13 protein-coding genes are annotated in these 10,889 nt (G+C 65.8%); 7 read left to right on the forward strand and 6 right to left on the reverse strand.

Annotation, left to right across the window (positions count from 1 at the left end):
* Positions 1–5 precede the first annotated feature (5 nt).
* The 5 genes from otnK to denD all read left to right on the forward strand — a co-directional run bounded on the left by otnK (position 6) and on the right by denD (position 5,320).
* A complete protein-coding gene (gene otnK / locus AC1RWI_RS30945) occupies positions 6–1,310 on the forward strand; it encodes a 3-oxo-tetronate kinase (protein WP_043346579.1) in 1,305 nt (434 codons plus the stop codon).
* Positions 1,307–1,945 (forward strand): 3-oxo-tetronate 4-phosphate decarboxylase, encoded by a 639-nt coding sequence (gene otnC, locus AC1RWI_RS30950; RefSeq protein WP_043346582.1) that lies wholly within the window; start codon positions 1,307–1,309, stop codon positions 1,943–1,945. Before otnK ends, otnC begins: the two co-directional genes overlap by 4 nt.
* Before the next feature lie 172 nt (positions 1,946–2,117).
* On the forward strand, positions 2,118–3,449 hold the full coding sequence (locus tag AC1RWI_RS30955) for an MFS transporter (RefSeq protein ID WP_043346584.1): 1,332 nt from the start codon (positions 2,118–2,120) through the stop codon (positions 3,447–3,449).
* Positions 3,450–3,498: 49 nt separating this feature from the next.
* On the forward strand, positions 3,499–4,281 hold the full coding sequence (gene otnI, locus AC1RWI_RS30960; RefSeq protein ID WP_043346587.1) for a 2-oxo-tetronate isomerase: 783 nt from the start codon (positions 3,499–3,501) through the stop codon (positions 4,279–4,281).
* A gap of 49 nt (positions 4,282–4,330) precedes the next feature.
* On the forward strand, positions 4,331–5,320 hold the full coding sequence (denD, locus tag AC1RWI_RS30965; RefSeq protein WP_043346589.1) for a D-erythronate dehydrogenase: 990 nt from the start codon (positions 4,331–4,333) through the stop codon (positions 5,318–5,320).
* A gap of 79 nt (positions 5,321–5,399) precedes the next feature.
* Here the strand turns inward: denD and AC1RWI_RS30970 are convergent, their stop codons facing one another.
* The 4 genes from AC1RWI_RS30970 to AC1RWI_RS30985 form a co-directional block, all read right to left on the reverse strand.
* A complete protein-coding gene (locus tag AC1RWI_RS30970; RefSeq protein WP_043346591.1) occupies positions 5,400–5,837 on the reverse strand; it encodes a YbgC/FadM family acyl-CoA thioesterase in 438 nt (145 codons plus the stop codon).
* Positions 5,838–5,948: 111 nt separating this feature from the next.
* The gene (locus AC1RWI_RS30975; protein ID WP_043346594.1) at positions 5,949–6,935 is read right to left on the reverse strand and encodes a tripartite tricarboxylate transporter substrate binding protein; all 987 of its coding nucleotides are present in this window, start codon (positions 6,933–6,935) and stop codon (positions 5,949–5,951) included.
* Positions 6,936–7,051: 116 nt separating this feature from the next.
* Positions 7,052–8,080, reverse strand: a complete 1,029-nt coding sequence (locus AC1RWI_RS30980; RefSeq protein WP_492870214.1) for an alpha/beta hydrolase — start codon at positions 8,078–8,080, stop codon at positions 7,052–7,054.
* A gap of 97 nt (positions 8,081–8,177) precedes the next feature.
* The gene (locus AC1RWI_RS30985) at positions 8,178–8,351 is read right to left on the reverse strand and encodes a hypothetical protein (protein WP_492870215.1); all 174 of its coding nucleotides are present in this window, start codon (positions 8,349–8,351) and stop codon (positions 8,178–8,180) included.
* Here AC1RWI_RS30985 and gbd point away from each other — a divergent pair.
* Entirely contained in the window at positions 8,341–9,489 is a 1,149-nt protein-coding gene (gene gbd / locus AC1RWI_RS30990; protein WP_492870217.1) for a 4-hydroxybutyrate dehydrogenase, read from the forward strand. The genes AC1RWI_RS30985 and gbd overlap by 11 nt on opposite strands.
* 80 nt (positions 9,490–9,569) lie before the next feature.
* A complete protein-coding gene (locus tag AC1RWI_RS30995) occupies positions 9,570–10,091 on the forward strand; it encodes an O-acetyl-ADP-ribose deacetylase (RefSeq protein WP_043346598.1) in 522 nt (173 codons plus the stop codon).
* A 141-nt stretch (positions 10,092–10,232) separates the two neighbouring features.
* Here AC1RWI_RS30995 and AC1RWI_RS31000 read toward each other — a convergent pair whose 3' ends face one another.
* On the reverse strand, positions 10,233–10,514 hold the full coding sequence (locus AC1RWI_RS31000) for a helix-turn-helix domain-containing protein (protein ID WP_174426377.1): 282 nt from the start codon (positions 10,512–10,514) through the stop codon (positions 10,233–10,235).
* Positions 10,511–10,837: a type II toxin-antitoxin system RelE/ParE family toxin gene (locus tag AC1RWI_RS31005; protein WP_043346603.1), complete on the reverse strand. Its 327-nt coding sequence runs from the start codon at positions 10,835–10,837 to the stop codon at positions 10,511–10,513. Before AC1RWI_RS31005 ends, AC1RWI_RS31000 begins: the two co-directional genes overlap by 4 nt.
* Positions 10,838–10,889 lie beyond the last annotated feature (52 nt).

The following is a 10,889-nucleotide window of genomic DNA, read 5'->3' on the forward strand; positions in this document are numbered from 1 at the left end:
CCAGCATGACTGCACAGAACCCTTCCTCGCGCGCCTTGCTTGGCTGCATCGCCGACGACTTCACCGGCGCCACCGACCTGGCCAACACGCTGGTGCGTAACGGCATGCGCACCGTGCAGGCCATCGGCGTGCCGGCGGGCGGCGCGGCGCTGCCCGGCGTGGAGCAGGCCGATGCGCTGGTGGTCGCGCTCAAGTCGCGCACCATCCCGGCGGCCGATGCCATCGCGCAATCGCTGGCTGCGCTGCGCTGGTTGCAAGCCCAGGGCTGCCGCCAGTTCTTTTTCAAGTACTGCTCGACCTTCGACTCCACCGATGCCGGCAATATCGGCCCGGTGACCGAGGCTCTGCTGGCGGCGCTCGGCAGCGACTTCACCATCGCCTGCCCGGCATTCCCGGAGAACGGCCGCACCATCTTCCGCGGGCACCTGTTCGTGGGCGATGTCCTGCTCAATGAGTCGGGCATGGAGAACCACCCGCTCACGCCAATGCATGACGCCAACCTGGTCCGCGTGCTGCAGCGCCAGAGCCAGGCCAAGGTGGGCCTGCTGCGCTACGACGCCGTGGCGCGCGGCAGCGACGCGGCCCGCCAGGCCATGGCCACCTTGCGCGGCGATGGCGTGAAACTGGCGATTGCCGACGCCGTAAGCGATGCCGACCTGCATACGCTGGGCGAGGCGTGCGCTGACCTGCCGTTGCTCACCGGCGGCTCGGGCCTGGCGCTCGGCCTGCCCGCCAACTTCCGCCGCGCCGGCTCGCTGCCGCAACGCGCGGATGCCGACAGCGTGGCGCCGGTGGCCGGGCCGGCCGTGGTGCTGGCCGGCAGCGCGTCCAAGGCGACCAATGCGCAGGTGGCGCAATGGCTCGTGGCCAAGCGCCCCGCCCTGCGCATCGACCCGCTCGCGCTGGCGCAAGGCGCGCCCGTGGTTGAACAGGCGCTGGCCCTGGCGGGCGCCCATGCGCAGCCGGTGCTGTTCTACGCCACCACCACGCCGGAGGAGGTCAAATCGGTACAGGCCGCCCTCGGCGTGGAGCGCGCCGGCCATCTGGTCGAGCAGGCACTGGCGGACATCGCCGCCGCGCTCAAAGCACGCGGCACGCGCCGCTTCGTGGTGGCCGGCGGCGAAACCTCGGGCGCGGTGGTGCAGGCGCTGGGCGTGCAAGCGCTGCGCATCGGCACGCAGATCGCGCCGGGCGTGCCCGCCACCGTCACGCTGCAAGCGCAGCCGCTGGCGCTGGCGCTCAAGTCAGGCAATTTTGGCGGCGTGGACTTCTTTGACGAAGCGCTGCGCCAGCTTGGAGGGCAAGCATGAGCACCGAAGCCAGCCTGCGCGAAGAAATCTGCCGCATCGGCGCCAGCCTCTACCAGCGTGGCTACACCGTCGGCAGCGCCGGCAATATCAGCGCGCGCATGGAGGACGGCTGGCTGATCACGCCGACCGATGCCTGCCTGGGCATGCTGGACCCGGCCGCCATCGCGAAGGTGGACAGCGGCGGCAACTGGGTGGCCGGCGACAAGCCGTCCAAGACGCTGACCCTGCACCGCGCCGTCTACGACAACAACCCCCAGGCCCATGGCGTGGTGCATACGCACTCCACCCACCTGGTGGCGCTGAGCCTGGCGGGCGCCTGGCGGCCGGACGATGTGCTGCCGCCGATCACACCTTACTACGTGATGAAAGTCGGGCATATTCCGCTGATTCCCTACCATCGCCCGGGCGACCCGGCGGTGGCGGCGCGCGTTGCGCAGCTTGCCGCCGAAGTGCGTGGCGTGCTGCTCGCGCGTCTTGGTCCGGTGGTGTGGGAGGCCACCGTCTCGCGCGCCGCCTTCGCGCTCGAGGAACTTGAAGAAACCGCCAGGCTCTGGCTGATGCTCAAGGACAAGCCTGACCCGCTCGACGAGCAGGCGCTCGCCGAACTGCGCGATACGTTCAAAGCGCGCTGGTAGGGACCGCGCGCGCAGGTACGAGAAAGCCCTAGCAACAAAAGCACAAGCAAAGCAGAACCGCCCGCCGCACGCCCTCGCTAACGCCTGGGCCGCGGCAAGGGCAGCGTTCGCCCCCGGTTTGCCGCTAACAACGGGAATCAAACCGGAACCAAGCCGATATACGGAGACAACCATGCATACATCCACCAAGGCCGCGCTAGCCGGCGCCGGCCAAGACATCGACCGCGACATCGAGAAACGCGCTTACAGCAAGGTGTTCTGGCGCATCATGCCGTTCCTGATGCTGTGCTACGTCATTGCTTACCTGGATCGCGTCAACGTGGGCTTCGCCAAGCTGCAGATGGCGCAGGACCTGGCGTTTTCCGAAACCGTGTTCGGCCTTGGCGCCGGGCTGTTCTTCATCGGCTACTTCCTGTTCGAAGTCCCCAGCAACCTGCTGATGCACAAGCTCGGCGCGCGCGTCTGGATCGCGCGGATCATGATCACGTGGGGCATCATCTCGGCGCTGTTCGTCTTCGTGAAGACGCCCACCACCTTCTACATCATGCGCTTCCTGCTCGGCCTGGCCGAGGCGGGTTTCTATCCGGGCGTGATCCTCTACCTGACCTACTGGTATCCCGCCAACCGGCGCGCCAAGATGATCGCGCTGTTCATGTCGGGCATCCCGGTGGCAGGCATGCTCGGCAACCCGCTGTCGGGCTGGATCATGGACGCCTTCCATGACTACGGCGGCATGCGCGGCTGGCAATGGATGTTCCTGATCGAGGCCCTGCCCGCACTGCTGATCGGCATCGTCACCGTGTTCGTGCTCAAGAACGGCATCGACCAGGCGCCGTGGCTGGACGCCAACGAGAAGCGCGTGCTCAAACGCAATATCGAGGAAGACGCGCGCCAGGCCGGCGCCTCGGGCACCGGCCACTCGCTCGGCGCCGTGTTCAAGGACAGCCGCGTCTGGTGGATGTGCATGATCTACTTCTGCTTTGTCACCGGGCAATATGCGCTGACGTTCTGGATGCCCACGCTGGTCAAGACCAGCGGCGTTACCGGCAACCTGAATATCGGCCTGCTCAGCGCAATTCCCTTTATCTGCGCCATCGTGGTGATGAACTTCCTCGGCCACAGCGCCGACGCCCGCCGCGAGCGCCGCTGGCACCTGATCGTGCCGGCGCTGATGGGCGCCGTGGGCTTTGCCATTGCCGCGTCGTTTACCCACAATACCGTGGTGGCCATCGCCGCGCTGTCGCTCGCCGCCGCCGGCGTGCTGACCTGCGCCCCGCTGTTCTGGTCGCTGCCCACCGCCTTCCTGTCCGGGCTGGCCGCTGCCTCGGGCATTGCGGTGGTGAATTCGGTGGGCAACCTGGCGGGCTTTGTGGCACCGTACATGGTGGGCTACCTGACCGATCTCACCCACAGCACGCAGTCGAGCATGTATGTGCTGTCGGGCATGCTGGTGCTCGGGGCCGGACTGGTCTGGCTCACGCCGGCCAAGCTGGTCAACCGGTAGGCCAAGAACGCAAGAACACAAAAACAACACATTTCTCCTGGAGCACCGCATGCCGCGTTTTGCCGCCAACCTGTCGATGATGTACACCGAGCACGCCTTCCTGGATCGCTTCGCCGCCGCGGCGGCGGACGGTTTCAAGGCCGTGGAGTATCTCTTCCCGTACGAGCACACTGCCGCGGATATCCGCGCACGGCTCGATGCCAACGGCCTGACGCAGGCGCTGTTCAACGCGCCGCCGGGCGACTGGGCCGCCGGCGAGCGCGGCATGGCCGCCCTGCCCGGGCGCCAGGCCGAGTTCCGCGACGCGTTCGGCCGCGCGCTGGAATACGCTGCCGTGATCGGCAATGACAAGATCCACGTGATGGCCGGCCTGGTGCCGGCCGGCGCGGACCACGGGCGTCATCGCGCCTGCTACCTGGAAAACCTGGCGCATGCCGCGCAGGCTGCGGCGGCACAGGGCATCACGGTCCTGATCGAGCCGATCAACGGACGCGACATGCCGGGCTACTTCCTCAATCGCCAGGACGACGGCCAGGCCATTTGCAAGGAAGTGGGCGCGGCCAACCTGAAGGTGCAGTTCGACTGCTACCACTGCCAGATCGTGGAAGGCGACCTTACCGTCAAGCTCAAGCGCGACTTTGCCGGCATCGGCCACATTCAGATTGCCGGCGTGCCAGAGCGCCACGAGCCAGACCTGGGCGAGCTGAACTACCCGTACCTGTTCGACGTGATCGATGGCCTTGGCTATGACGGCTGGATCGGCTGCGAGTATCGTCCGCGCGCCGGTACCTCGGCGGGTCTGGGCTGGCTCAAGCCTTACTGGAAGGCCTGAGCAGCCGCTGTCTCCATGCCGCCCACGGCGGCACAACCGGAAAACGAACATGCAAGTACTGATCACCGGCGGGGCCGGGTTTCTCGGCCTGCAACTGGCCCGCCAACTACTAAAGCGCGGCACCCTGGACATCGACGGCAAGCCCGTCGCCATCGCGGGCCTGACGCTGCTCGACGTGGTAGCGCCGCCTGCGCTGAACGACGCGCGCGTACGCGTGGTCACCGGCGACCTGTCGGATCCCGCCGTGCTGGCGCAGGCCGTCGATGAACACACCAGCGCGGTGTTCCACCTGGCGGCGGTGGTCAGTGGCCAGGCCGAGGCAGATTTTGACCTGGGCATGCGCGTGAACCTGGATGCCGCGCGCGCGTTGCTGGAAACCTGCCGGGCGCTTCATGTGAAACATGGCAGCCGGCCACGCGTGGTGTTCACCAGTTCGGTGGCGGTGTACGGCGGCACCCTGCCCGCTGTGGTGCAGGACGATACCGCGCTCAATCCGCAATCCTCCTACGGCGCGCAGAAGGCCATCGGCGAGTTGCTGCTGTCGGACTACAGCCGCCGCGGCTTTGTCGACGGCCGCGTGCTGCGCCTGCCGACCATCAGCGTGCGGCCAGGCAAGCCCAATGCCGCGGCTTCGTCGTTCGCCAGCGGCATCATCCGCGAGCCACTGGCAGGCGTTGCCGCCAATTGCCCGGTCGCGCCGGAAACGCCGCTGTGGCTGCTGTCCCCGCGCGGGGCGATTGCCGCGCTGGCGCGGGGCATGGAGATCGATGGCGCCAAGCTTGGCGAACGCCGCACGGTGAACCTGCCCGGCTTGTCGGTCACGCCCAAGGAGATGGTGGCGGCGTTGCGGCGGGTGGCCGGCGACGCCGTGGCGGATCGCGTGAGCTGGGAGCGCGAGGCGCGCATCGAGAATATCGTCGGCACGTGGCCTGCCGCGTGGAATACGGAGCGCGCGCTGGCGCTGGGGTTCCAGGGCGACGAGGATTTCGATGCGGTGATCCGGGCTTATATCGAGGATGCGGGCATAGCGGCGCGCTGAACCCGCAGACGCGTCCTGGCGGCGCTGGCTTGCAAGCAGGCCGACGCCGCCGCACCTGACACCATGAAAGCCGGACAGCTCAAGCGTGCGGCTTCACCACTTCATACGCCGTGATCGTTTCCCGCACCGGACCCGGAATCGGCGCCGACTTCTGCGTAGCGGGATCCGCGCAGACATAGACGATCTCGCCCGTGACCAGGTGCTCGTCGCCACGGTACATCTCCACGCGGAACAACATGCTGGAGCGGCCCAGGCGCGCAATCCGCCCCCGGATCTCCAGCATGTCGTCAAAGCGCGCCGACGCGTGATACTCCAGCGTGGATTTCACCACGAAGATATCCACGCCGTGCGCGTGCAGCACATCCTCCGGATACCGGATCCCCACCGCCCGCCAGTACTCCGTCACGCAGATATCGCAGTAGGTCAGGTAGTGCGCGTTGAACACGATCGACTGCGGATCCACTTCGGCCCAACGCACGCGCAGCGGCATGCTGTGACGGAAATCTTCCTTCGCCATGTCGGCGTCCCCCCTTGATTGCCGGCCGGATATCGGCCTGATATCGGCCTGATAGGAAAACGGCGCCGGCCCCGGACAGGGCGGCGCCGGCATAAAGCGGCTAAACCGGGCTTATTGCGGCTTGTTCAGCCCCAGCTTGTCGATGATGGCCTTTTCCTTCTTGACCGTATCGGCGGCGAAGTGCGCGTATTGCTCGCTGCTCATATAGAACGGCTCCATGTCGAACTTGGCCAGCGCATCGCGATAGTTCTGCATTTCCATGGCCTTCTTGAAGCCGTCATGCAGCTTCTTGACGATCTTCGGATCGGTGCCCTTGGGTGCCACCACGCCGAACGGCGAGGTCTGCACGATGCCCAGGCCCAGCTCCTTCAACGTCGGCACATTGGGGAAGCGCGCCGAGCGCTTCTCGCCCCAGGTCGACAGCAGGCGCAGCTTGCCGGACTCCACGTACGGTGCCCAGGCCGGGGTGTCCGCCACCGACATCACGTGCCCGCCCAGCAGGGCCTGCATCGATTCCGAGTTGCCCTTGTACGGAATATGCGAGAACTGCACGTTCTGCTTCATGGCCAGCTCTTCCATGGTCAGGTGCAGCGTGGTCATCGAGCCCGGCGAGCCGTAGGTCAGGCGGCCCGGGTTGGCCTTGGCGTAGGCGATGTAGTCCTGCATGGTCTTGATCGGCGAATCCGCCGGCACAACCAGGCCAAACGAGTACCCGGCCAGGTTGATCACGTACGACAAGTCCTTGACCGGATCCCAGTTGATCTTGGTGGTGTACGGCAGGCGGTAGACCGGCATGGCGACCTGCGCCAGCGTGTAGCCGTCCGGCTGGGTCGATTGCATCAGCTGGGCGGGCAATACGCCGCCCGCGCCAGGCTTGTTCTCGATGATCACCGGCTGGCCGAGGATCTTGGAAGCGTTTTCCGCCAGCACGCGGAACGGCAGGTCGGTGGAACCGCCCGCGGTATAGCCGATGATCAGGCGAATCGGCCGTTGCGGGAAATTGTCCGCCTGCGCCAGGGCCGGCGCGCTGGCCAGCCCCAGGGTAGCCGCGGTGGCGGCGAGCGCGCCCGCATGGGCGAGGAAATGGCGGCGTTGCATGAGTCTGTGTCTCCTTTTGCTACTGCTACAAGTAATGCACTACACGTAAAGCCAATGAAACCCGGGGTTCTGCGACCGCTTCGATCTGGCTGCCGGCCCCTGCCGGCGAGTCCCGCTCAGCCGTCGAAAGCAGCACGCAAGGCGGCGACCGCGTCGCCATGGGCGGCGGCCACCGCCGGGACAAAGCGTCCCAGCTTGAAAAAATCGTGGATCATGCCCTGGTAGTCGGCCAATTGCGCCGGGACGCCCGCGGCGCGCAGCTTGGCCGCGTAGGCCACGCCTTCATCGTGCAGCGGATCGTAGCCCGCCACGGCGATCCAGGCCGGGCAGCAGCCGCGCACGTCGGCACCCGTGCCACCACCGTCCAGCGGGGCAAAACGCCAGTCGTCGCGGCTGGTTTCGCTGTCCAGGTATTGCGAGAAAAACCACTGGATCATCGGCGCGGTCAGCAGATAGCCATCGGCCAGCGCGCGATGCGAAGGCGTGTCCTGGCGGGCGCAGGTGCCAGGATAGATCAGCATCTGCAGGACAGGCTCCAGGCCCAGATCGCGCGCGTGCACGGCGCAGGCGCTGGCCAGGGTGCCGCCCGCGCTGTCGCCGCCCAGGGCGATACGGCTGGCATCGGCGCCCAGGCGCGCGGCTTCGGCGAAGACCCACGCCATGACATCGAACGCATCGTTCGCCGCATGGGGAAACTTCCACTGCGGGCCAAGCCGGTAGTCCACCGACAGCACCATGCAATCGGCCTGCATGCACAGCAGCCGGCTCAGGGGATCGTGCGAGTTGACGCTGCCCACCGTGAAGCCGCCACCATGGAAGTACACCAGCAAGGGCAACGGCTCGGCCCAGCTGGCCTCGCGCGGCGCATACAGCCGCACCGGGATGTCGTAGCCATCGCGCGCGGCTACCGTCAGGTTTTCCACGCTGTGCACGGGCAGCGGCGCGATATCCATGATGGGCGCGCTCTTTTCGTACGCGGTCTTGGCGTCGGCGGGGTCCAGTTCGTGGATGGACGGACGCTTCACGCGCCCGATCAGCTCCAGCAACGCCGCCACCTGCGGGTCGAGCGGCACCGGCGGCATGCCGGGCAAGGCAGGCACGGGCCAGGCGGACGCAGCGGTGGAATCAGGCGGGACAGCGGACATGGACACTCAGAATCAGTAGCGACGAACCTTCGGCAGCAGCCGAATCTCCAGTGGCGTCAGCGCCACTGGCGTTCGAATTGTGAACGATCGTTCGATTTTAGTATGATTCCAGATGTTTCTGCAGCAAAGCATATGAAATTTCCCTGGGGCTGGTCAGGGCGGCAGGTTTTGCGCGATCATCGACCATCGTCAGAAAAGCCAGAAGCCAGAAGCCAGAAGCCAGAAGAAATGGAAAACCCTCACCGACGGAGACAGCATAGATGGCCTTCATTTATTACCTGACCCACATTCACCTGGATTTCGGCACCATCAGCCAGCTCAAGGCAGAGTGCGAGCGCATCGGCATCCGGCGCCCGCTGGTCGTCACCGATAAAGGCGTGGTTGCCGCCGGGGTGGCCCAACAGGCCATCGTGGCCCTGGGCGGCCTGCCGCACGAGATCTTCGACGAAACCCCTTCCAACCCGACCGAAGCCATGGTCAAGAAAGCCGCGGCGCAGTATCGGGATAGCGGCTGCGACGGGCTGATCGCGGTCGGCGGCGGCTCCTCCATCGACCTGGCCAAGGGCATCGCCATCCTCGCCACCCATCCCGGCGAGCTGACCACCTACGCCACCATCGAAGGCGGCAGTGCCAGGATCACCGAGCGCGCCGCGCCGCTGATCGCCGTGCCGACCACCTCGGGCACCGGCAGCGAGGTGGCGCGCGGCGCCATCATCATCCTGGAGGATGGTCGCAAGCTCGGCTTCCACTCCTGGCACCTGTTGCCGAAATCCGCCATATGCGACCCGGGCCTCACGCTCGGCCTGCCGGCCGGCCTGACCGCCGCCACCGGCATGGACGCCATCGCGCATTGCGTGGAAACCTTCCTGGCGCCCGCTTTCAACCCGCCCGCCGATGGCATCGCCCTGGACGGCCTGGAGCGCGGCTGGAAGCATATCGAACGCGCCACCCGCGACGGCCAGGACCGCGACGCGCGCCTGAACATGATGAGCGCCTCCATGCAGGGCGCCATGGCATTCCAGAAGGGACTAGGCTGCGTGCATTCGCTATCGCACCCGCTCGGCGGCCTCAAGGTGGATGGCAAGACCGGCCTGCACCACGGCACCCTGAATGCGGTGGTGATGCCGGCGGTGCTGCGCTTCAACGCCGACGCGCCCAGCGTGGTGCGCGACAACCGCTACGCCCGCCTGCGCCACGCCATGGGCCTGCCCCAGGACGCCGACCTGGCCCAGGCCGTGCACGACATGACCGCGCGCCTCGGGCTGCCCACCGGTCTGCGCCAGATGGGTGTCACCGAAGACATGTTCGACAAGGTGATCGCCGGTGCACTGGTCGACCATTGCCACAAGACCAACCCGAAAGAGGCCAGCGCCGCGGATTATCGGCGTATGCTGGCGGAATCCATGTAAGTGCCGCGGCGGGCCAGCAGCACAGGTGCGCGCAACAGCCGGGGCGATCCAGCTTTACCACCCAGCACGGAGAAGAGGTCATGACAGGGGAACACCTGCAGGTCTTGCACGGAGACATCACCCGCATGGAAGTCGACGCCATCGTCAATGCCGCCAATAGCGGCTTGCTCGGTGGCGGCGGTGTCGACGGCGCCATCCACGGCGCTGGCGGTCCCGCCATCATGGCCGCCTGTCGCGGCATTCGCGAAACCAAGGGCGGCTGCCCCACCGGCCAGGCGGTGATCACCACCGGTGGCCTGCTGCCCGCGCCTTACGTCATCCACGCGGTCGGCCCGGTCTGGCAAGGGGGCGACCACGGCGAGGACGCCCTCCTTGCCAGCGCCTACCAGGCCAGCATCGCGCTAGCCGCGCAGCACAAGCTGCGCACCATCGCCTTTCCCAATATCAGCACCGGCATCTACGGTTTCCCGCGCGAGCGCGCCGTGGATATTGCCATCGAGGCCGTACGCAAGGCCCTGGTGGCCGCACCTACCATCGAGCAGGTCAGTTTTGTCTGCTTCGATGACGAGAATTACCGGTTGTATCGGCACAGGTTGAGTTGAATGGCTGACGGGAAATCGGCATTCTCCTGCGATTTCCCGTTTTGCTGTTTTGCTGTTTTTCTTCGCTGTCGCCGCCCTCTTTCCGGGTGTTCTCTTCTTCGCCTGCCACTTCAGGCTTTCCCGCGAGAGACGTTACCGTACTCAGGCAGCATCCAATTCGATATGCACACGCCGGCCAAGGGCGGTAGCGATATTCACCAGCGCGTCAAGGGAGAACCGGGATACGCGCCCACGCAGCAGGTCATTGATCCGCGGTTGGGTAACACCACAATGGCTGGCCGCATCGGCCTGTTTCCAGTCATTGGACTTGATGATAGCCGCGATTTGTTGCATCAATTCCGCCCGCGCGCGGAGATTGGCGGCTTGTTCCGGGGTGTCCGCAATGGCATCCCATACGCTGTTAAAAGTTTCGATGTCAGTCATTTGGCACCTCTCATGAGCTCCATGTACCGGATCCTGGCTAGATCGATATCGCGCTGCGACGTGGCCTGTGTTTTCTTCTGGAAGGCATGCAGTACGTAGACCGCGTCGGCCAACCTCGCCGTGTAGACCACACGATAGGTTCCTGAATCGTCCCACACGCGAATCTCTTCTACACCCTTGCCAATGTCGGGCATGGGCTTGAAGTCGTCTGGCTGCTGCCCACGCTGGACCTTGTCCAGTTGGTAGCCGGCATCTTGCCTGGCAGGCTCCGGGAACTCTCGCAAGGACTTGAGCGAGTTTCCGAGGAATCGGATTAGCTTCATCGCTCAAATATACTGATTTGGATATAAAAAAACAAGTCCTTTGCGACAACGC

The sequence above is a fragment of the Cupriavidus sp. MPR-AND1C genome (assembly GCF_058809705.1).